At 61.5% G+C, this 19,459-nt stretch carries 19 protein-coding genes, 1 tRNA gene and 2 pseudogenes; 13 read left to right on the forward strand and 9 right to left on the reverse strand.

Features of this window, described 5'->3' with window-relative positions:
- Positions 1–33: 33 nt before the first annotated feature.
- A complete protein-coding gene (locus tag EN824_RS05295) occupies positions 34–924 on the reverse strand; it encodes an NAD-dependent epimerase/dehydratase family protein (RefSeq protein WP_135866839.1) in 891 nt (296 codons plus the stop codon).
- Positions 925–1,037: 113 nt separating this feature from the next.
- On the opposite strand from EN824_RS05295, the pseudogene EN824_RS05300 reads away from it, so the two are divergent.
- Positions 1,038–1,857 (forward strand): annotated as a pseudogene (locus tag EN824_RS05300) (AraC family transcriptional regulator).
- 28 nt (positions 1,858–1,885) lie between these two features.
- Here the strand turns inward: EN824_RS05300 and EN824_RS05305 are convergent.
- Positions 1,886–2,776, reverse strand: coding sequence for an ATP-binding protein (locus tag EN824_RS05305; protein WP_127872652.1), 891 nt, complete (start codon positions 2,774–2,776; stop codon positions 1,886–1,888).
- Between the two features lie 289 nt (positions 2,777–3,065).
- Here EN824_RS05305 and yajC point away from each other — a divergent pair, with 289 nt between their 5' ends.
- The 5 genes and pseudogenes from yajC to EN824_RS05330 all read left to right on the forward strand — a co-directional run.
- Positions 3,066–3,407, forward strand: coding sequence for a preprotein translocase subunit YajC (yajC, locus tag EN824_RS05310; protein ID WP_010909882.1), 342 nt, complete (start codon positions 3,066–3,068; stop codon positions 3,405–3,407).
- A gap of 51 nt (positions 3,408–3,458) precedes the next feature.
- Positions 3,459–6,008, forward strand: a complete 2,550-nt coding sequence (gene secDF / locus EN824_RS05315; RefSeq protein ID WP_135866843.1) for a protein translocase subunit SecDF — start codon at positions 3,459–3,461, stop codon at positions 6,006–6,008.
- A 26-nt stretch (positions 6,009–6,034) separates the two neighbouring features.
- Complete coding sequence (locus EN824_RS05320; RefSeq protein WP_127872650.1) at positions 6,035–6,427, forward strand: Mth938-like domain-containing protein; 393 nt, start codon at positions 6,035–6,037, stop codon at positions 6,425–6,427.
- Between the two features lies 1 nt (position 6,428).
- Positions 6,429–7,277: a phytoene/squalene synthase family protein gene (locus EN824_RS05325; protein WP_189343749.1), complete on the forward strand. Its 849-nt coding sequence runs from the start codon at positions 6,429–6,431 to the stop codon at positions 7,275–7,277.
- 130 nt (positions 7,278–7,407) lie between these two features.
- A pseudogene (locus EN824_RS05330) lies at positions 7,408–7,716 on the forward strand (sterol desaturase family protein); the annotation flags it as partial.
- A 29-nt stretch (positions 7,717–7,745) separates the two neighbouring features.
- Here the strand turns inward: EN824_RS05330 and trmFO are convergent.
- The 3 genes from trmFO to EN824_RS05345 form a co-directional block, all read right to left on the reverse strand.
- The gene (gene trmFO / locus EN824_RS05335; RefSeq protein ID WP_135866845.1) at positions 7,746–9,158 is read right to left on the reverse strand and encodes a methylenetetrahydrofolate--tRNA-(uracil(54)-C(5))-methyltransferase (FADH(2)-oxidizing) TrmFO; all 1,413 of its coding nucleotides are present in this window, start codon (positions 9,156–9,158) and stop codon (positions 7,746–7,748) included.
- A gap of 567 nt (positions 9,159–9,725) precedes the next feature.
- Positions 9,726–9,866, reverse strand: coding sequence for a DUF1127 domain-containing protein (locus tag EN824_RS05340; RefSeq protein WP_013895120.1), 141 nt, complete (start codon positions 9,864–9,866; stop codon positions 9,726–9,728).
- A gap of 49 nt (positions 9,867–9,915) precedes the next feature.
- On the reverse strand, positions 9,916–10,056 hold the full coding sequence (locus EN824_RS05345; RefSeq protein ID WP_013531315.1) for a DUF1127 domain-containing protein: 141 nt from the start codon (positions 10,054–10,056) through the stop codon (positions 9,916–9,918).
- 234 nt (positions 10,057–10,290) lie between these two features.
- Here EN824_RS05345 and EN824_RS05350 point away from each other — a divergent pair, with 234 nt between their 5' ends.
- Positions 10,291–11,409, forward strand: coding sequence for a DUF2157 domain-containing protein (locus tag EN824_RS05350; protein ID WP_135866848.1), 1,119 nt, complete (start codon positions 10,291–10,293; stop codon positions 11,407–11,409).
- On the forward strand, positions 11,406–11,990 hold the full coding sequence (locus tag EN824_RS05355; protein ID WP_127872648.1) for a GDYXXLXY domain-containing protein: 585 nt from the start codon (positions 11,406–11,408) through the stop codon (positions 11,988–11,990). Before EN824_RS05350 ends, EN824_RS05355 begins: the two co-directional genes overlap by 4 nt.
- Positions 11,991–12,100: 110 nt before the next feature.
- Here EN824_RS05355 and EN824_RS05360 read toward each other — a convergent pair.
- A tRNA-Leu gene (locus tag EN824_RS05360) sits at positions 12,101–12,183 on the reverse strand.
- Positions 12,184–12,542: 359 nt separating this feature from the next.
- On the opposite strand from EN824_RS05360, the gene tig reads away from it, so the two are divergent.
- The 5 genes from tig to EN824_RS05385 all read left to right on the forward strand — a co-directional run bounded on the left by tig (position 12,543) and on the right by EN824_RS05385 (position 17,613).
- On the forward strand, positions 12,543–14,018 hold the full coding sequence (gene tig / locus EN824_RS05365) for a trigger factor (RefSeq protein ID WP_127872647.1): 1,476 nt from the start codon (positions 12,543–12,545) through the stop codon (positions 14,016–14,018).
- A 151-nt stretch (positions 14,019–14,169) separates the two neighbouring features.
- Positions 14,170–14,694, forward strand: a complete 525-nt coding sequence (locus tag EN824_RS05370) for a hypothetical protein (RefSeq protein WP_167531454.1) — start codon at positions 14,170–14,172, stop codon at positions 14,692–14,694.
- Between the two features lie 285 nt (positions 14,695–14,979).
- The gene (locus tag EN824_RS05375) at positions 14,980–15,360 is read left to right on the forward strand and encodes a cytochrome c family protein (protein ID WP_135931957.1); all 381 of its coding nucleotides are present in this window, start codon (positions 14,980–14,982) and stop codon (positions 15,358–15,360) included.
- A 22-nt stretch (positions 15,361–15,382) separates the two neighbouring features.
- Positions 15,383–16,318 carry a heme o synthase gene (locus EN824_RS05380; RefSeq protein WP_135921454.1) on the forward strand — a complete coding sequence of 312 codons (936 nt, stop codon included), beginning with the start codon at positions 15,383–15,385 and terminating at the stop codon, positions 16,316–16,318.
- Between the two features lie 482 nt (positions 16,319–16,800).
- The gene (locus tag EN824_RS05385) at positions 16,801–17,613 is read left to right on the forward strand and encodes a DUF2189 domain-containing protein (RefSeq protein WP_127276667.1); all 813 of its coding nucleotides are present in this window, start codon (positions 16,801–16,803) and stop codon (positions 17,611–17,613) included.
- A gap of 55 nt (positions 17,614–17,668) precedes the next feature.
- On the opposite strand, the gene EN824_RS05390 is transcribed toward EN824_RS05385, so the two are convergent.
- The 3 genes from EN824_RS05390 to EN824_RS05400 form a co-directional block, all read right to left on the reverse strand.
- A complete protein-coding gene (locus EN824_RS05390) occupies positions 17,669–18,142 on the reverse strand; it encodes an aminoacyl-tRNA deacylase (RefSeq protein WP_127276669.1) in 474 nt (157 codons plus the stop codon).
- Between the two features lie 182 nt (positions 18,143–18,324).
- Complete coding sequence (locus tag EN824_RS05395; RefSeq protein WP_127276671.1) at positions 18,325–18,726, reverse strand: cytochrome C oxidase subunit IV family protein; 402 nt, start codon at positions 18,724–18,726, stop codon at positions 18,325–18,327.
- 9 nt (positions 18,727–18,735) lie between these two features.
- Positions 18,736–19,455, reverse strand: coding sequence for a heme-copper oxidase subunit III family protein (locus tag EN824_RS05400; protein ID WP_127872646.1), 720 nt, complete (start codon positions 19,453–19,455; stop codon positions 18,736–18,738).
- Positions 19,456–19,459 lie beyond the last annotated feature (4 nt).

Genomic DNA, 19,459 nt, shown 5'->3' on the forward strand with positions numbered 1-19,459 from the left:
TTTCAGTTTTGTCGGATGCCTGTTGCTCAAGGCTCAAAGGTGATCGCGCAGGGTGTCGGCGATCATGACCTCGAGGCTGCTGGCCTTGATGCCGAGAAGGACCTCCGCGTCGGAAGAATCCACCAATAAGGGGTTCTCAAAAAGATAACTCATCTCGATCAGCTCATGCATGCCCAATGCCTCCATCTCGGCGATGGAATAGGAACGCGTTTCTGAAATCTCTCGCCGAAGCATCGCAGCGGTTTTCTGGATGAGCTCCCTGGGTGAGGCGTATTGCGAGGGAACGTGAAACGCGCGCCCCCATTCGCCCGTGTAGCGGGAGGCCGCGACAAGCGTCCTGGCGACGTCCTTGGTGAAGGCCCAGGCATGCGTCGCATCGAGGTTTCCAATGAAAGCGGTGGGTTTCCCCTCGATGATGGAAGGCAGCGCAACAAGCGAGAAGTAGCTGATGGCGCCATGTCCGAGATAGTCGCTCGACCGCACTTCGATCGCCGGTACATTGGCCCGAACCGCCCGCTGCCACATGATCGTCCTGGCGGTTCCTTTCTTCGAAGTCGGGTCCAGGGAAAGGTCGGAGCGAAGCGGGCTGTCGGCATTTTCCCCATAGCCATACAGGTTTCCCAGTACGATGAGCTTGGCGCCCACCGTTTCGGCCGCGCGCACGGTACCGTCGATGATGGGGAAGAAGTCGGTCGGCCACCTGTGATAGGTGGCCATGGCACACATGAAGATGGCATCGGCGCCTTGGCAGACACGCGCGAGGTCCGAGGCATCGGTGGCGTCGGCTTGTACGGCCCGCACATTCCGCAATCCGTTCGAACCGACGCTTCGGCTGGTGAGAACGACGTCATGTCCTTCCTCGCCAAGAAGGCGAGCGGTTTCGCGACCGACCGGGCCGGCTCCGACAACAACATAGAAACTCATGGCATAGCCTCTCTTCCAGGTTTGATGGAGAGGCGTGAGTACAGGTCCACGGCATTGAAAATCGCGCGGGAATTGCCAAATCTTGAACAGGTTTTGCCATGAATCGAGAGAGCATGCGTTCGCAATACGCTTCGGCCCAAGCCGCGTCCGACGTAACAATGGCCTCCCGGCATGTCGAAGCTGGCGTCCATCGTCTGTCCCGGGCGCCACACCATCGCATCATGGTGCATGCCAGCGCGGCGACGCGTTCCTACTGCAATCAGGTCGGACGATATTTCGTCAGGCGCGCTGGTGATATCGACTTGGTGCCGGCCGGCCAGGAAGGCGGCTTCGAGGCCGAAACCCCGTTCGACACGATAGAGATTGCGTTGCAGCCGGCGCTGATGGAAAGGGTGGCGGCGGAACTTGGCGGCAAGGCACAAGCAGTGCGGTTCGACACGCGTCACCTGCTTCGTGACCAGCGCATCGAACATCTCGCCCGGGCGCTCGAGAGCGAATTGAAGTCGAACTCGCCGAGTGACCCTTTGTTTGCCGACAGCATTGGCGCCGCACTGGCGGTGAGGCTGCTTGGCCTCGGCGAACCTGATATCGGTCGAACGAACCGTTTGTCGGATACCCAGCTGAAACGCGTGCTGGAGTACATCGAGGCGGCTCTCCACGAGCCGCTTTCGACCCATCGACTAAGCCGGGTTGCCGGCGCGAGCAGCTCGCATTTGCGGACATGGTTCAAGGTGGCGACGGGCGTCACTGCACCGCTACGTGTTGCGACGTCGCGTCGAACGCGCACGCGTTCTGCTGTTGCGAGGCGATCTCAGCACAAGCGAAGTGGCGGAATTGACCGGCTTCGCGCACCAGTCACACCTGGCGCACTGGATGCGCCGCGAGATCGGCCAAACGCCGGGCGATCTGCGACGGGCTCAACCGCCCGGATGACGTTGCGCCCGCGACGCGATCAAACGCATCAATCCTTCAACGGCTTGCCAAGCCGGCCGGCCAGATCCTGCGTGAACTGCCAGGCGACGCGGCCGGAGCGGCTGCCGCGCGTCGTTGCCCATTCGAGAGCCTCCGCCCGCAACTGCTCGGGGTCTATATCCAGGCCATGATGGCTGGCATAGCCGTTGACCATGTCGAGATATTCGTCCTGCGAACATTTGTGGAAGCCGAGCCAGAGGCCGAAACGGTCGGATAGCGAGACCTTTTCCTCGACCGCTTCGGACGGGTTGATGGCGGTCGAGCGCTCATTGTCGATCATGTCGCGCGGCAACAGGTGACGGCGGTTCGATGTGGCGTAGAAGATGACGTTGGCCGGGCGTCCCTCGACGCCACCTTCAAGCGCCGCCTTCAGCGACTTGTAGGACGTATCATCATGATCGAAGGACAGGTCGTCGCAAAACAGGATGACGCGGAAAGGGGCCGCCTTCAGCAAGCTCATCAGCTTCGGCAGCGTGTCGATGTCCTCGCGGTGGATTTCGATCAGCTTGAGCGGCAGGTCGGACTTGGGCTTTTGTGATTTGGCCTTGGCATTGATCTCGGCATGCACGGCCTTGACCAGCGACGATTTGCCCATGCCGCGCGCGCCCCACAACAGGACGTTATTGGCGGCGAAGCCGGCGGCGAAGCGCTCGGTGTTGTCGACGAGGATGTCGCGGACGCGGTCGACGCCGCGGATCAGGCCGATGTCGACGCGATTGACCTTGCGCACCGGCTCCAGATAGCCGGGATCGGCCTGCCAGACGAAGCAGTCGGCCACGTCGAGGTCGGTTTCAGGGACCGGCGGCGGAGCGAGGCGGCCGACCGCTTCGATCAGGCGGTCGAGTTTCTGGTTCAAGGCATCGATGCTGGTATCGGTCATATCAGGTCTTTTTGCTTTGGTTTTTGCAGTGGCAGGCGGACCCGGTTCGATACCGGCGGTTTCGAAACCGGTTGCAACCATTTGTTCGAACGTGATCTTTTCCGAAAACCGGCTCGCGCTTTTCGCGATCCTGCTCTAACACGGCTAAACAGGCCGGAAAAGCGGCGGATTTGCCCGGTCGCGCAGTTGCATTGACAACTTTACCGACTATATTCCGGCCAAATTTCTAGGGGCCGCCAAATTCCACAAGACGGTTTGGCGGCTGTTTTCAAAATTCAGGAGTACCTCGATGTTCGTGACACCGGCATACGCCCAAGGCATCGGCGGCGCCTCTCCCGATATGTTCATCAGCATTTTGCCGTTTGTCCTGATTTTCGTGATCATGTATTTTCTGATCATCCGCCCGCAGCGCACGCAGCTGAAGAAGCGCGGCGAGATGCTGGCGGCGGTTCGCCGCGGCGACACGGTCGTCACCGGCGGCGGTTTCGTCGGCAAGGTGACGAAGGTGATCGACGACAACGAACTCGAGATCGACCTTGGTGGCGGCACCAAGGTGACGGCGCTGCGCTCGACGATTGCCGACGTGCGCGTCAAGGGCGAACCGGTCGCCAACCAGAACGCCAAGAAATAACCAAATTCCAGGCGGAGCGATCCGCGGACACGCTCTGACGGACGACGCCATATGCTTTATTTCTCGCGCTTCAAGATGATCCTGATCTGGCTGGCCGTGGCCGCCACAGTGGTCCTCGCCGCGCCGAATCTGTTCCCCGCCAGCACGCTGGCCCAGCTCCCCAGCTGGGTGCCGAAGCGGCAGATGACGCTCGGCCTCGATCTCCAGGGCGGCTCGCACATCCTGCTGGAGATGAACCAGAACGATCTGATCAAGGATCGGCTCGAGACGACGCGCGATGAAATTCGCACACTGCTGCGCGATGCCAAGATCGGCTATACGGGTCTTGCCGGTACCGGCAAGACCCTGCAGGTCCGCATCACCGATCCCGCTCAGCTCGATGCCGCCAAGAAGGCGTTGAAGAGCTTGACCGATCCTGTCGCAGCCGGCTTGTTCACAGGCGGCTCCATCCAGGAAATGTCGCTCGACGATTCCGAGCCGGGGCTGCTCAAGTTCACCGTCACCGACGCCGGTATCAAGTATCGCACATCGACCGCATTGGCGCAGTCGATCGAAGTGGTCGAGCGCCGCGTCAACGAACTCGGCACGACCGAGCCCATCGTGCAGCGGCAGGGCGACGACCGCATCCTTGTCCAGGTGCCCGGCCTGCAGGATCCGCAGCGGCTGAAGGAAATCCTCGGCCAGACCGCGAAGCTGACCTTCCAGATGGTCGACCAGTCGATGCCGGTGCAGGATGCGCTCAGGGGACGCCCGCCGGCCGGTTCTTCGGTGCTCTATTCGCAGGACGATCCGCCGGTTCCATACCTGATCGAGAACCGCGTCATCGTATCGGGTGAAAACCTCGTCGACGCACAGGCGACATACAATTCGCAGAACAACGAGCCGGTGGTTTCGTTCCGCTTCGATTCGAAGGGCGCTGCCCGCTTCGGCCAGGCCACCGCGCAGAATGTCGGCAAGCTGTTCGCCATCATCCTCGACAACCAGGTGATCTCGGCGCCGCAGATTCGCGAGCCGATCCTTGGCGGTACCGGCCAGATCTCCGGTAATTTCACTGCCCAGAGCGCCAACGACCTCGCCGTGCTGCTGCGCGCCGGCGCGCTGCCCGCGACATTGACCGTCATCGAGGAACGCACCGTCGGTCCGGGCCTGGGCCAGGATTCGATCCATGCCGGCAAGGTCGCCGGCATCATCGGTTCGATCCTCGTCGTGGCGTTCATGTTCGTCGCCTACGGCTTCCTCGGCTTCCTCGCCAACATCGCGCTGGCGGTGCACGTGGCGATGATCGTCGGGCTGCTGTCGCTGCTTGGCGCGACGCTGACTTTGCCCGGTATCGCCGGTATCGTGCTGACCATCGGCATGGCGGTCGATTCCAACGTGCTGATCTACGAGCGTATCCGCGAGGAGCGACGAGCCGGCCGCTCGGTGATCCAGGCGATCGACACCGGCTTCTCGAAGGCGCTGGCGACCATCGTCGATTCCAACGTCACGTCGCTGATTGCGACAGTGGTGCTGTTCTATCTCGGTACCGGACCGGTGAAGGGCTTTGCCATCACTTACGCCATCGGCATCCTGACCACGGTCTTCACCGCTTTCACCTTCACCCGCTTGCTGGTGTCGATCTGGCTGCGCCGTGCCCGCCCGAAGGAGTTGCCACGCGCACCGATAACCTTCGTACCGCCCGGCACGAAAATTCCGTTCATGGGCATCCGTCGGTGGACGTTCGCGCTGTCGAGCGCATTGTCGATACTGTCCGTGGTAGCGTTCATGAGTGTCGGCATCAATTACGGCATCGATTTCAAGGGTGGTTCGCTGATCGAGGTTCAGTCCAAGACCGGTGATGCCAATCTTGCCGACATTCGCGGTAGGCTGTCGGAACTCAACATCGGCGAAGTGCAGGTTCAGCAGTTCGGCGCGCCGAACGACGTGCTGATCCGCGTCGGCACGCAGGATGGCGGCGAAAATGCCGAGCAGACGGTCATCGACAAGGTCCGCGGCGAGCTGCAGGACCAGTATGATTTCCGCCGCGTCGAAGTGGTGGGACCGACGGTTTCCGGTGAACTGGCCAAGCAAGGCACCATCGCCATGATCGTCGCGCTGCTCGGCATCCTGGTCTACGTCTGGTTCCGCTTCGAATGGCAGTTCGCGGTCGGCGCCATCATCGCGACGGTGCACGACGTGGTCATGACGCTCGGCTTCTTCGTCATCTCCGGGCTCGAGTTCAACCAGTCGTCGTTGGCGGCGATCCTGACCATCATCGGCTATTCGCTGAACGACACGATCGTCGTCTATGACCGCGTCCGTGAGGATCTGCGAAAATACAAGCGAATGCCTCTACCGCAGCTGCTGAACAACGCCATCAACGAGACGCTGTCGAGAACGACGCTGACGTCGGTGACGACCAGCTTGGCGCTGCTGGCGCTGGTGTTGTTTGGCGGCGAAGTGATCCGCTCCTTTACCTTGGCGATGCTGTTCGGCGTCGTGTTCGGTACCTATTCGTCGATCTTCATCGCGGCGCCGTTGCTGATCCTGTTCAAGCTGCGGCCGCAGGCTTCGGCCGATGAGGAAAAGCCGGTGAACGGCGGCAAGGCCGTCGCGACCTGACGCGCGGCCCGAAGGGTGACAGAGTGGTGACCGGCAAAGGCATCGTCATCCGCGAGGCGCATTTCCCCGGCCGCGCGCCGATCGAGGCCTATGGCAATGGCGGGTTTCGCTTTGCCGACATGTCGCATCGCGGCTCGCTGCTCTGCTTGCCCACGGGCATCCATGGCTGGGAGCCGGCAAATCCCCTGGCGCTGACCGTCGCGGATTTCGACAAGCTTCTGGCGGAAGCCGACAAGGTCGAGATCCTGCTGGTCGGCATGGGCAGGGATTTGCGGCCCTTGCCGGCGGCGCTGCGGGCGGCGCTGAAAGAGGCCGGCATAACGTCCGACCCGATGTCGACCGGGGCCGCGGTCCGGACCTACAATGTCCTTCTGGCGGAAGACCGCGCCGTGGCCGCGGCGCTCATCGCCGTCGATTGATATGTTGCAGAACGCCAAAATCGTCATGGACGCGGTGCGCGCCGCCGACCATGACAGGTATCTCACCGCGCTCTACGCGCCTGCCGACAAGCGCGACGCGCTGTTTTCGCTCTACGCCTTCAATGCCGAGATCGCCGGCATCCGTGACCGCATCCATGAGCCGTTACCCGGCGAGGTGCGGCTGCAATGGTGGCGCGATGTCATTGCCGCCGGCGGTGAGGCGGGCGCGGGCCATCCCGTTGCCGACGCCTTGAACCTCACCATTACAGCATTCAAGCTGCCAAAACTGGCCTTCGAGAACATGCTCGAGGCGCGCATCTTCGATCTCTACGACGACCCGATGCCATCGCGCACCGATCTGGAGGGCTATTGCGGCGAGACGGCGGCCGCCCTCATCCAACTCGCGGCGATGGTACTCGATCCCGCCGACGCGCCAGGGTTTGCCGAACTGGCGGGTAGGGCGGGTTGTGCGCAGGCGATTACGGGGCTTTTGCTTCTGTTGCCGCTGCACCGCAGGCGTGGACAGTGTTTTATCCCGGCCGACATCCTGGCGGCGGCGGGCTCGTCGCCGGAAGAATTTGTTGCCGGCGACGGCGGGCCTGGTGCCCGGCGCGCGGTGGCGGCGATGATCGCGCTGGCGCGCGAACACCTGTCGGCCTTCGAGCAAGGCGCTGCGGCGCTGCCGGGGTCGTTGCGTTCGGCATTCCTGCCGCTGGCGCTGTCACGCGCCTATCTCGCCAAGATGGAAGGCTCGCGCCACTCACCGCTCGGCGGCGTGGCACGGCTGTCGGCGTTGCGCCGGCATTGGTTGCTGCTGCGTCGTGCAGGCAAGGGTTGGCCAGCACTTTGACGTAAACGTCAATCGTGTTAAGGAGTCCGCCTGCCGAGAACTGTCGCCGAAGACGACGGGCCGGCCGGGAGGAAATCCATGAGCTTGTCCGTACTGGTTGCGATCGTCGTGCTCGGCATGGCGCTGTCGGGACCGCATGTTCGGCACCTTCGTCGAGGAGCTGGAAGAAGATCGGCCGCGCTATGGGATCGTCAAGAACCTGGGCACCTTCAACCCGCTGAAGGTGGCGTTCCACGAATGGATCGGCATGTTCAGGGACGCCTTCGCACCCGATCTGACGCCGCGCGAGCGCCTGAACTACCTGATCAAGCCGCCGGGATGGAGCCATGACGGTTCGCGCGACACGTCGGAGACGCTGAAGGCAGCGTATCTGCGGAGAAATCCGGGGGAGGCGGGCAAGCCCGGACTGCCGTCGGCAGGTGTCGAGGCCGCGGAATAATATCGCCTGAGGACTGATCGGGCTGTCCGCTACTCCGCCGCCTGAGCCGTCTCCGCCGGCAAACCCAGCCACTGTCGACAGTCACTCCGCGCTCGCGACGTGATCGCATGCCGTTTGGCCACGGTTTTGTCCTTGCCGCGCATGCGCTTGCCTTCGGTCTTCGGCGCTTCGACGGGCGGGAACAGGCCGAAATTGACGTTCATCGGCTGGAAGGATCTTTTCCCGGGCTCGTCGTCGGAAACGATGTGGCCGCCGGTGATGTGGTTGAGCAGCGCGCCGAAGGCGGTGGTGAGCGGCGGCAGGGACGGTGCGTGGCCAAGCCGCTCGGCTGCGGCAAAGCGCCCGGCGAGCAGGCCGATGGCTGCACTTTCGACATAGCCTTCGCAGCCGGTGATCTGGCCGGCAAAACGCAGGCCGGGCCGCGACTTTAGCTGCAGCGAGGCGTCGAGCAAGGTCGGAGAATTGATGTAGGTGTTGCGGTGCAGGCCGCCGAGGCGGGCGAAGTCGGCGTTTTCCAGGCCCGGAATAGTGCGGAAAATACGCACCTGCTCGGCGTGCTTCAGCTTGGTCTGGAAGCCGACCATATTGTAGAGCGTGCCCAGCGCATTGTCCTGGCGCAACTGCACCACGGCATAGGCCTTCACGGTCGGATTGTGCGCGTTGGTCAAGCCCATCGGCTTCATCGGTCCGTAGCGCAGCGTTTCGACGCCGCGCTCGGCCATGATCTCGATCGGCAGGCAGCCGTCGAAATAGGGCGTGCCTTCCCACTGCTTGAATTCGGTCTTCTGGCCGTCGATCAGCGCCTGTACGAAGGCGAGATATTGGTCCTTGTCCATCGGACAGTTGATGTAGTCCTTGCCGGTGCCGCCAGGCCCGACCTTGTCGTAGCGTGACTGGAACCAGCAGGTATCCATATCGATCGTGTCGAAATGGATGATCGGCGCGATGGCGTCGAAGAAGGCCAGCGCATCGGCGCCGGTCGCCTCGGCGATTGATTGGGCAAGCGACGGTGCGGTCAGCGGCCCGGTGGCGATGATCGCCTGGTCCCACTCCGCCGGCGGCAGCCCTGGCACTTCCTCACGCTGTATCGTGATCAGCGGATGCGCCTCGAGCTTTTTGGTCACCGCCTCGGAGAAACCGTCGCGGTCGACGGCCAGCGCGCCCCCGGCCGGCACCTGGTTGGCGTCGCCGGCACTCATGATCAAGGAGCCCGCCAGCCGCATTTCGGCGTGCAGAAGGCCAACGGCGTTGTTTTCGGCATCGTCGGAGCGGAAGGAATTGGAACAGACCAGTTCGGCCAGGCCGCCTGTCTTGTGGGCGTCGGTGCCGCGAACCGGGCGCATTTCATGCAGCATGACGGGCACGCCGGCTTGCGCCACCTGCCATGCCGCTTCGGAACCGGCGAGGCCGCCGCCGATGATATGGATTGGATTTTTGCTCATGGCCGCCGGAATAATCGCTTGCAGCCGCGATTGCAATTGTCGCGCGGCGGTAACGCAAACGCTGGTCGGGAAAGCCTCTTCTGAAAACAACAACACCCGCCGAGGGAGGAGGTCCGGCGGGTGTCGTTTTGGGGGTCGACCCTCGGGAGGAGGTGAAGATCGACCGTATTCGTCATCGCCGGGGAGGAGGTCGGCTCAGACGAAATTCCTTTCGCATTTTTTAAAGAGGGCGAAACCTCTGGGGCAAAATTCGTTTGCCCCGGGGAAACAACGCCCGCCGCGGGAGGAGGTGCGGCGGGCGCCGTTTGGGTGGCCAACCCTCGGGAGGAGGTGAAGGTTGGGCCTATTCGTCATCGCCGGGGAGGAGGTCGGCTTTGACGAAATTCTTTTCGCAACTTTAAAGAGGGGCGAAGCCTCTGGGGCAAATTCGTTTTGCCCCGGGGAAACAACGCCCGCCGCGGGAGGAGGTGCGGCGGGCGCCGTTTTGGTGGTCAACCCTTGGGAGGAGGTAAGGGCTGACCGTATTCGCTTGAGGTCGGGGAGGAGGTCGACCTCAGCGAAATTCTGTTAGATCGCCCTGCGGGCGACGATCTTGATTTCGTCGCGGACGATACCGAGATCATGCAGCTGGCGGTTCGAAAGGCGACCCAGCTCGGTAACCGTCTCGCGATAAACGCGCCAGTTACGATAGTTGCGGATCAGGTTCATTGTCGTTCTCTTTTTCAAAACTGGTTCGGACCATTCGCGGTCCGAAGAATTAGACCGCCTTGCGAGCGACGTAAGGAATGTCGCTGCGGCTGATGCCGAGGTCGGTCAGTTCACGGTTGCTCAGGCGGCTCAGCTCGGAAACGGTGTCCCGGTAGCGGCGCCAGTTGCGGTAGTTGCGGATCAAGTTCATGGTAGTTCTCGTTTCGTCTTTCTTGCGGATCATTCCGTTTGTGTACGAACCATAAGTAGGGGGACCCATATCGATTTAAAAGCGCTATGGCTGCATGGCAGCAATGCAAATTGTGCAATGCAACATTAACGCGCCTTCACGGACCTGACACAAAGAAGCCAGAATCAGAAAGTGCCGTGACGTCAACGGTTTGGGTGCGTCGGTTAAAATGACGACCGGGTGGGGAGAGAGGACATGGCGGGGTACTCGACACGGATCAGGGCCGACATCGAGCGGTGGCGGCAGGCAGGACTGATCGACGCCTCGACGGCCGACGTGCTGAGGCGCGACGTCGAGGCCAACGCACGCCAGTCGCTCAGCTTCGGCTCGATCCTCGCAATGATGGCGGCCCTTCTCTTTGGAGCCGCCATCCTGATCTTCGTCGCCGCCAACTGGGATGCGATTCCGCGCCTGGCGCGAGTGGCGGCGCTCTTTGCCATTATCCTCGGCGGCTATGTCGGCGGCGCGGTGCTGAAGACGCGCGACCACGCGGCAATCGGCGAAGCGCTGTGGATCGTGGCGGCGGCCGCGTTCGGCGGCTCGATCGCGCTGATCGGCCAGATGTACCATTTGTCTGGCGACGAGGCTTCGGCTCTGGTCACCTGGGGCGCCGGCACGGCGTTGGCGGCGGTGGCGCTGCGCTCAAACCCGCTGACCGTGGCAGCAGTTGGCATCGCCGACGCCTGGCTGTTCCTGAAAGGGTTCGATTATTACAGCCGCAGCGGCTTTCCGCATGCCTTCGTCGTCATGGCGATCGTGCTGTTTGCCATCTCGTTCTGGACCCGCAGCCAGCCGGCGCGGCACCTGATCATCCTGTCGCTGCTCTTCTATCTCATATTGCTGGCGATGGATCATGCGACGCTGCCGGTAGCGATCCCGCAGGTCATCGTTTCGGCGCTGCTTTTCGCGGGTTCGGTCTTTGCGCCGGAACCTGTCGACAGGATCGTGCAGCTCGGCGGCCGCTTGCCGCTGCACGCATTGCTCGGCTTCCTCACCGGCCTGGCCATCATCCAGTTCGAACTGGCCGACGAAAGTACCTACAACAGCGGCTTCGCCATCGCTTCGGTCGTCGCGCTGGCCGGCATCGTCGCGGCTATCGTGCTCGCAGGGCGCGAGAGCCGGGGCCTGCGCTGGCTTGCCTATCTCGGTTTCGCCTTCGAACTCGCCATCATCTACGTCGTGACCTTGCAGTCGATGCTCGATACGGCCGGCTTCTTCCTTGCTGCCGCGGTACTGCTCGGCGTGCTTGCGATCGTCATCATCCGCGTCGAAAAACGCATGAAGGGTCCAGTCAGCGGGGGAGCCACGGCATGATGACCGGAAAGAGGCTTGTCATCTCGGCGCTGGTGCTGGCGCTCGTCCAGATCGGATTCCTGAGCTGGATCATCGCTGGACGGGCGGCGATCCTGCGCAATGGCAAGGAAGTGCTGCTGAAGATCGAGCCCGTCGACCCACGCGATCTGCTGCGCGGCGACTATATCATCCTCGGCTACGACATCTCGCGCATACCGGTGAAGATGATCGCCAACATTCCGGCCGACAAATTCTCCAGCGACGATACCTCGATCGTGGTCCGGCTGAAAAAGGGCGCCGATGGCTACTGGACACCGACCATCGCCTGGTTCGGCAAGGCGCCGACGCCGGCCGCCGCGGAGGAGGCCGACATTTCGGGCCATGTCGCCGCCGGTTGGGACCTGCGTGGCGAAGGCATGACAATCGCGCCGGATTACGGCATCGAACGCTTTTATCTGCCCGAAGGCGAGGGACTGGCGATCCAGACCGACATGCGGGTGCGGCCATTCGGGATCAAGCTGGCGCTCGCCGCCGATGGCACGGCGCAGATCAAGGCGCTGGTGGATGGCGACAAGACGCTGTTCGAGGAGCCGCTTTACTAGGTCGTGGGAGGCACGATAACGCCGGTCCTCGTTCGCCAAGGCTTCGGAGGACACTCCTTCGTCTAACGAGCTTCGTGTGGCCTGCCACCCAAAGTTCGAAGAGCGAAGGGTGGTGCGGGTAGAGGGACTCGAACCCCCACGATCTCTCGCCAGAACCTAAATCTGGTGCGTCTACCAGTTCCGCCATACCCGCGTGGCCCGGCAATCCCATGTAGCCATCATTCTGTCAATGTCGGAGACAACATGTCGGGTCAGGACCGAAATGTGGTTATTCGCCTAAACGCGAAGACTGTTGAAAATTAGGCTCGCCTGTGACAAAAGGCGTGTCAAATGTGACGGGACGCGACGATCCGCTTCTGCAGAATGTGATAAGAAGTAGGAAAAACAAGAACTTATTCACATTTTGGAACGCAGTTTGGGAGAGTTTGAGCCGCATTTCCGGTCAAATCGCCAGGTTCCGTACCAAAAGCCATTCCCGGCAAGAATTACCGGCAGGCTGTGAACGGCAGGGAGCCGTTTGGCAGTCTCATTGGTGAAAACAAAGGTTTTACGATGCAGGTCACCGAAACACTCAATTCCGGTCTCAAGCGCGAGATCAAGATCACCGTGCCGGCCGGTGATATGGAAGCCAAGCTGATGGCCCGGCTGTCGGATGCCCGCGACAAGGTCCGCATCAACGGCTTCCGTCCGGGCAAGGTGCCGGTGCAGCACCTGCGCAAGGTCTATGGCAAGTCGTTCATGGCCGAAGTGGTCAACGAGATCCTCAACGACTCGACCCGTTCCATCATCACCGGGCGCGGCGAAAAAGCCGCCATGCAGCCCGAGGTCATCATGACCGAGGACGAGAAGGAAGCCGAGAAGATCCTGGCCGGCGGCGCCGACTTCGAATTCCGCCTCAACTATGAGGTCATTCCGGCGATAGAGATCAAGGATTTCTCCGACATCAAGGTGACGCGGCAGGTGTTCGACGTTCCCGATTCGGAAATCGACGACCAGGTCAAGCGCGTCGCGGAATCGGCACGCAGCTACGAGCCGAAGGCCGGCAAGGCCGCCGAGGGCGACCGGGTCAGCATCGACTATGTCGGCAAGATCGACGGCGAGGCTTTCGCCGGCGGCGCCGGCAACGACCAGCCGCTGGTGCTGGGCTCCAAGGAGTTCATTCCGGGCTTCGAGGAACAGCTGATTGGCACCAAGGCCGGCGACGAGAAGCAGGTCACCGTAACCTTCCCGGAAAACTACCAGGCGGCGCATCTGGCCGGCAAGGAAGCGACCTTCGACGTCACCGTCAAGGAAGTGTCGAAGCCCGGCGAACTGGAAATCAATGACGAGACCGCCAAGAATCTTGGCCTGGAGTCGCTCGAGCGCCTACGTGACATCGTGCGCGGCCAGATCGAGAACCAGTTCGGCTCGATGACGCGCCAGAAGGTCAAGCGCCAGCTGCTCGATCAGCTTGATGCGGCCTATTCGTTCGAAGCACCGTCGAAGCTCGTCGAGGCGGAATTCAACAACATCTGGGCACAGGTCAACCGCGACCTGGAAGCCGCCGGCCGCACCTTCGCCGACGAAGAGACGACCGAGGAAGAGGCGCGCGCCGAGTACATGCGTCTTGCCGAGCGCCGCGTGCGCCTTGGCCTGGTGCTGGCCGAGATCGGCGAGAAGGCCGGCGTCACCGTGTCGGATGAGGAACTGCAGCGCGGCCTGTTCGAGCAGGTTCGTCGCTTCCCGGCCAACCAGCAGCAGGAAGCTTTCGAGTTCTATCGCAGCAACCCCGAGGCGCTCAACGCGCTCAGGGCGCCGATGTTCGAGGAGAAGGTTGTCGACCACCTGCTCGAACAGATCTCGGTCACCGACGTCAAGGTCAGCAAGGAAGAGCTGATGGCCGACGACGAGGAGGCCGAAACCGCGACCAAGGCGAAGCCGGCCAAGAAGGCCGCCGCGAAGAAGGCTGACGACAAGAAAGCCGACGACGCGGAAGAGCCGAAGAAGAAGGCCGCACCGAAGAAAAAGGCGGCCAAGGACGCCGAATAGACCGGACATTCCAACGAATTCCGAAAGGCCGCCTCCGGGCGGCCTTTTTCGTTGCGAAATTGCAACATCGGATTCGTTCCTGGTGGGCACCGGTGGCGGTGCGAAGCCTTGATCATTATCTGGTTGGTTGGAAGACCAGAGGTAGTTGGCAATGTCGTTGCGGGTGTTCGTGGAACTGAGGCGCGCTGCCGCCACCGTGTTTTTCCTGGCCTTGGCCTGCGGCGCTGCCGGGGCCGGCACGGACAATTGGCGTTTCGATACCGGCAATGACGGCCTCGTCACCGCCTCTCTCTATGCCACTAACAAGTTGATCACCGGGGGCGGCGCGCTGAGCTACAGCCCGGTGCTGACAATTGCCTGCCGGGCGGACGGCGAGCCCGCCTGGACCGAATGGCTGCAGTTGAACGACGCGGTTTCCGCCAGCCGGAAAATCACCATGTCGGTCACGATCGACAGGGACAGCAAATTCGACGAGAGCTGGTCGGTCGGCACACGCGCCAGGATGCTGATGCGCGATGGCGCCGACGGCATAAAGCGCCTCGTTCCGGCAAATCGCCTGCTGCTGTCGTGGCGTTTCGGACTGCTGTCCGGGCGCGGTCAGGCCGATTTCGACCTGGCCGGCTTCGGTGAGGCGGTCAGCCAGATTGCCGCGACTTGTCAGACGGAAGTGCCCTGAGCCACCGCAGACCGCCTAAAGCCCGTCGCGTCGCAACGGTTTGACGCGCTTTTGGCCTTTGCTTCCATGCATGTCGTTGTTCCCGAAACCGTAATCAATTTTGGGCGACATGCATCAAACCTTCGTACGGTCGACCTCTTCTACCTGCCAGCCAGATTCTGTGGTATATAGATGCCGCAATTCCATATGGGGAGAAGCGGATAATCTGTTCTCCCGTGCAAGGCGCATGGTACCGACATGCGCGCAGATCGTCTCAGGGACATTTGACGATCAGGAGGAAATGCCATGCGCTTGATCGCGTTTTTCGCCGTCGCCTCTCTTGCAACCTTCACCGCCAATCCATCGCAAGCTCAGGACGCTGCGGCTGGTGAGAAGGTCTTCACCAAATGCAAGGTTTGCCACATCGCGGACGAGGACAAGAACAAGATCGGTCCATCGCTGCATGGCGTCATCGGCCGCACCGCCGGTACGCATCCGGATTTCAAATATTCCGATGCCATGATCGCCGCCGGCAAATCCGGCGTCAAATGGGACGAACCGACATTGACGACCTACCTTCATGACCCCAAGGCCATGGTCAAGGGGACCAAGATGACGTTTCCCGGCCTCAAGACCGATGCGGACGTGGCCAACGTCATTGCCTATCTGAAACAATTCTCTCCGTAACCCTGTTCTTTCACCGGCTGAAATGTCGACCCAGGAAGGCCGCCTCAAGGATACCGGCATCCGCCTCTCGGAAGCGACAGCGGGCGACTTCTTCGCGCTCTTGAAGCCGCGAGTGATGGCGCTGGCCGTATTCACCGCTTTCGTCGGCCTGATGGTGGCGCCCGGCGCGATGAATCCGGTCATTGCCGTGATTGCAATCGGTGCGATTGCAGTCGGGGCAGGGGCGGCCGGGGCCCTCAACATGTGGTACGACGCCGACATCGACGCGCTGATGTCTCGCACATCAAAGCGGCCCGTTCCGTCGGGCCGCGTCACGCCAGGCGAAGCTCTCGGCTTCGGCCTGGTGCTTTCGGCGCTTTCGGTCATGACGCTCGGCGTGCTGGTGGGGTGGCTTGCCGCGCTGCTGCTGGCCTTCACCATCTTCTTCTACATCGTCATCTATACGATGTGGCTGAAGCGCTCGACGCCGCAGAACATCGTCATCGGCGGTGCGGCGGGTGCCCTTCCTCCGGTCATTGGCTGGGCGGCCGCGACTGGCGCCATCGGCATTGAGAGCTTGATCCTGTTTCTGATCATCTTCCTGTGGACGCCGCCGCATTTCTGGGCACTGGCGCTGTTCAAGGTCGGCGACTACGCGGCTGCCGGCATTCCGATGATGCCGAACGTGGCCGGCCAGGCCTCGACCAGAAAACAGATATTCGCCTATTCACTGTTGTTGGCGCCGATCGGCGTGCTGCCCTGGATGCTCGGATTCGCGAGCGCGTTTTATGGGATTGCGTCGGCTGCATTGGGCGCGGGTTTTATCTGGCACGCCTGGAAGGTTCTGGTCGTTGCAGACAAGGAGACGAAGCCTGCGAAAGCGTTGTTTGCCTTCTCGATTTTCTATCTTTTCGCGATCTTTGCCACACTGCTTGCCGACACCGTCGCAACACGGGCGTTCATGTCAGCCGGAGGTTGACGCCGTTGTTGCCACACCCGCCGGCTCGACACCGCCAGTCCGCAATTGTTGCGTTGAAGACCCTGCGAGCAGACCAGGATCGGCTCCGAGATCAAGATGGTATTGCCCAAAATCCCAGGATCAGCAAAGCGACTATGCCAAGGCCGAGTATGAGAAGCGTCCTTCCGTCCATGACCTTCACCCTTGACCCGGCGCATGGTCCTGAAAATCGAAAATCGATCTTCAGCAGGAACCATGCGTCAATCAACGTGGTACGGCGCCCTTCGCGTGTCTAAAAAGGGCACGCGGCGCTGTACCAGAATATCGAAAAAACCCCGCCGGAGCTAGCCAGACCGGCGGGTCTCCCTCTGACAAAGCGCGACAAGTCTCCGGCAAGAGAGTATGTTGTTTGCGGTGCAGGTCGCGGTTTTGCGTGGCCAGTCACACAGAACGGCAGCACCACGAAACCGCGACTTTACCGGACCAGGTCTGGAGGAACGGTCATGGCAAGCTTTCACGTGATTGCAGGTTCCAGCGAGACGCTGGAACATATCGGAATTCGAAAAATCGGTGTTTCCGACCTTTTCGACGCGCTCAAGCGGGGCGTCGACGATTTCATGGTCAAACCATCGCACATCGTTTTTCTCTGCCTGATCTATCCGCTGGTGGGAGTCGTGCTCGCCGCCTGGACTTCCGGCGCCAATGCTTTGCCGTTGTTGTTTCCACTGGTCTCGGGTTTCGCGCTGGTTGGCCCGTTCGCGGCGATAGGCCTCTATGAAATTAGCCGCAGACGGGAAGCCGGGCTCGACACTTCCTGGCGGCACGCATTCGAAGTCAGAAATTCTCCGGCGCTCCCCGCCATCGCGGCGGTCGGGATCATGCTTCTGGCAATCTTCATCACCTGGCTTTTGACGGCGAAACTCTTCTACGAATATCTCTTCGGTCCGGCTCCGCCGGAATCGATATCCAGCTTCATCAATGAGATATTCGCCACCGGACGCGGTTGGTCGCTGATTGTCCTGGGGCATGCCATAGGCTTCGTCTTCGCAGTGGTGGTTTTGTGCACAACGGTTGTCGCCTTCCCATTGCTGCTCGATCGCGACGTCGGCGCCTACGAAGCCATTCACACCTCGGTGCGTGCGGTGCTGGCGAACCCGATCACCATGGCTGTCTGGGGACTGATTGTCGCCGTCGCCCTGATCATCGGGTCGCTGCCGGTGTTCGTCGGGCTGGCCGTCGTGTTGCCGATCCTCGGTCACGCCACCTGGCATGTCTACCGCAAGGTCGTGGAGCCGCCAGCCGGGTCGGCGAGTTGAGGACGTTGCGCCTCCCTGCATCGGCGAGGTGCCGGTGCAGGGCTGATCGAAGCCGTCAGGAGGCCGGGTGACTGAAGCGGCCCTGGTATGCGCCCATGGTCAGATTGCGGAAATCCTTGCCGCTGACATGCACCAGCGTTCGATGGTCGCCGCCTTCGAAGTAGACGTCGGCGGCGTCGCCAAGGCTTTCATCGACGATCACTGGCACATCGTAGGCGGCGCCGATCGGCGGGATGGCGCCAGTGTCGCAATCATCGAAGAGCAAAATCACCTCGTCTTCGGAAGCAAGGCCAAGACGCTTGTCCATGACGTCTTGCAACCTGCCAAGTTCGATCCTGTGGGTGCTCGGAACCACGGCCAGCGTATAGCCAAGCTCGTGGTGAACGACCACGGATTTCGCCATGATGCTGCCGGGCACATGCGCGGCTAGTGCCGCCTGCCGGCTTGTCGACGTGCGATGGTGAGCGACGGTGTCGTAGGAAATTCCCTTGCCGTCGATGAAGTCCTTCAATTTGTTTGCGATCGTCATCCTGGCCTCCCTTGTTTGAGCATGTTCTTTTCCGAACCGAAGATCAGCACGGCAAACCCGGGTCCATTTTTAGGAAAACTGGACCAGCGGCCGATAGTTTCAAGGCGCCGGCAAGAGGGCTGCACGCATGCGAGATCCGTGGGTTCTGCCCGGAAATGCCAAGGGCAAATCCGGTGTGCGCGTCAGGGGCCGGCTCCGAAAAACGACAGCCGGGTGAAAAGCGTGTAGTCGGCCTCAAAGACCATCATGGTCACGAACACCAGCACCAGTATCGGCGGCAGAATGATCGCATAGGCCAGCGCCAGCCGTTCCCAGGCCATGTGCATGAAGACAGCGACGATCAGCCCTGCCTTGAGGATCATGAAGATCAGGATCAGCGACCATCTGAGATAGCCGTGAAGGCCGAAATAATCGACCAGGTAGGAGCAGGTGCTGAGGATGAACAGCCATGCCCAGACCACCAGATAGAGCTTGATCGGATGTTCCTGATGCAAGTCGGCATGTACGATGGCCGCCGGCGCTTCATGTGCATGGCCAGTGTGAAGTGCGTGTTGCCCCAGGCCGTTTGCGGTTGCTTCAGCCATATCTGCCTCTCACCAAAGATAGAAGAATGCGAAGATGAACACCCAGACCAGATCGACGAAGTGCCAGTACAGCCCCATGATCTCGACATTCTCGTAGCGGCCCGTGCGGCTGGTGAAGAATCCGCGCCGGCCGGTGTCGTAGTCTCCACGCCAGACCTTGCGGGCCACGATGATCAGGAAGATCACCCCGATCGTCACATGGGTGCCGTGGAAACCGGTGATCATGAAGAAGCATGAGCCGAATTGCGCGGCGCCCCAGGGATTGCCCCAGGGCCGCACCCCTTCGGTGATAAGCTTGGTCCATTCGAAGGCTTGCATGCCGACGAAGGTCGCGCCGAGTGCCGCGGTTACAAGCATGAGGATCGCCGTCTTGCGGCGGTCGCGGCGATAGCCGAAATTGACCGCCATGGCCATCGTTCCGCTGCTTGAGATCAGCACGAAGGTCATGATGGCAATAAGGATCAGCGGGATATCGGAGCCACCGATGCGAAGCGCAAAAACCTCACTCGGATTGGGCCACGGCACACGCGTCGAAATGCGCGCGGTCATGTAGGAGAGCAGGAAGCAGCCGAAGATGAAGGTGTCGCTGAGCAGGAAGATCCACATCATGGCCTTGCCCCAGGACACGTTCTTGAACGCACGCTGATCTGAGGACCAGTCGGCGGCAATGCCTTGCCAGCCCGTGGGCCGTGGTTCCGTCTGGCCGATATGTGTCAGTGTCTCTGCCATCCGC

It is taken from the genome of Mesorhizobium sp. M8A.F.Ca.ET.181.01.1.1, assembly GCF_004792025.1.
Taxonomy (GTDB): Bacteria; Pseudomonadota; Alphaproteobacteria; order Rhizobiales; family Rhizobiaceae; genus Mesorhizobium.

What these genes read in the sequence shown, in the direction of transcription:
- EN824_RS05325 (WP_189343749.1), top strand. Translation starts at nt 6,429, where the DNA reads ATGTTGCAGAACGCCAAAATCGTCATGGACGCGGTGCGCGCCGCCGAC.
- EN824_RS05395 (WP_127276671.1), bottom strand. Translation starts at nt 18,726, where the DNA reads ATGGCTGAAGCAACCGCAAACGGCCTGGGGCAACACGCACTTCACACT.
- EN824_RS05380 (WP_135921454.1), top strand. Translation starts at nt 15,383, where the DNA reads ATGTCGACCCAGGAAGGCCGCCTCAAGGATACCGGCATCCGCCTCTCG.
- EN824_RS05385 (WP_127276667.1), top strand. Translation starts at nt 16,801, where the DNA reads ATGGCAAGCTTTCACGTGATTGCAGGTTCCAGCGAGACGCTGGAACAT.
- EN824_RS05355 (WP_127872648.1), top strand. Translation starts at nt 11,406, where the DNA reads ATGATGACCGGAAAGAGGCTTGTCATCTCGGCGCTGGTGCTGGCGCTC.
- EN824_RS05305 (WP_127872652.1), bottom strand. Translation starts at nt 2,776, where the DNA reads ATGACCGATACCAGCATCGATGCCTTGAACCAGAAACTCGACCGCCTG.
- EN824_RS05400 (WP_127872646.1), bottom strand. Translation starts at nt 19,455, where the DNA reads ATGGCAGAGACACTGACACATATCGGCCAGACGGAACCACGGCCCACG.
- EN824_RS05345 (WP_013531315.1), bottom strand. Translation starts at nt 10,056, where the DNA reads ATGAACTTGATCCGCAACTACCGCAACTGGCGCCGCTACCGGGACACC.
- EN824_RS05370 (WP_167531454.1), top strand. Translation starts at nt 14,170, where the DNA reads ATGTCGTTGCGGGTGTTCGTGGAACTGAGGCGCGCTGCCGCCACCGTG.
- secDF (WP_135866843.1), top strand. Translation starts at nt 3,459, where the DNA reads ATGCTTTATTTCTCGCGCTTCAAGATGATCCTGATCTGGCTGGCCGTG.
- EN824_RS05295 (WP_135866839.1), bottom strand. Translation starts at nt 924, where the DNA reads ATGAGTTTCTATGTTGTTGTCGGAGCCGGCCCGGTCGGTCGCGAAACC.
- tig (WP_127872647.1), top strand. Translation starts at nt 12,543, where the DNA reads ATGCAGGTCACCGAAACACTCAATTCCGGTCTCAAGCGCGAGATCAAG.
- EN824_RS05340 (WP_013895120.1), bottom strand. Translation starts at nt 9,866, where the DNA reads ATGAACCTGATCCGCAACTATCGTAACTGGCGCGTTTATCGCGAGACG.
- EN824_RS05375 (WP_135931957.1), top strand. Translation starts at nt 14,980, where the DNA reads ATGCGCTTGATCGCGTTTTTCGCCGTCGCCTCTCTTGCAACCTTCACC.
- trmFO (WP_135866845.1), bottom strand. Translation starts at nt 9,158, where the DNA reads ATGAGCAAAAATCCAATCCATATCATCGGCGGCGGCCTCGCCGGTTCC.
- EN824_RS05390 (WP_127276669.1), bottom strand. Translation starts at nt 18,142, where the DNA reads ATGACGATCGCAAACAAATTGAAGGACTTCATCGACGGCAAGGGAATT.
- yajC (WP_010909882.1), top strand. Translation starts at nt 3,066, where the DNA reads ATGTTCGTGACACCGGCATACGCCCAAGGCATCGGCGGCGCCTCTCCC.
- EN824_RS05350 (WP_135866848.1), top strand. Translation starts at nt 10,291, where the DNA reads ATGGCGGGGTACTCGACACGGATCAGGGCCGACATCGAGCGGTGGCGG.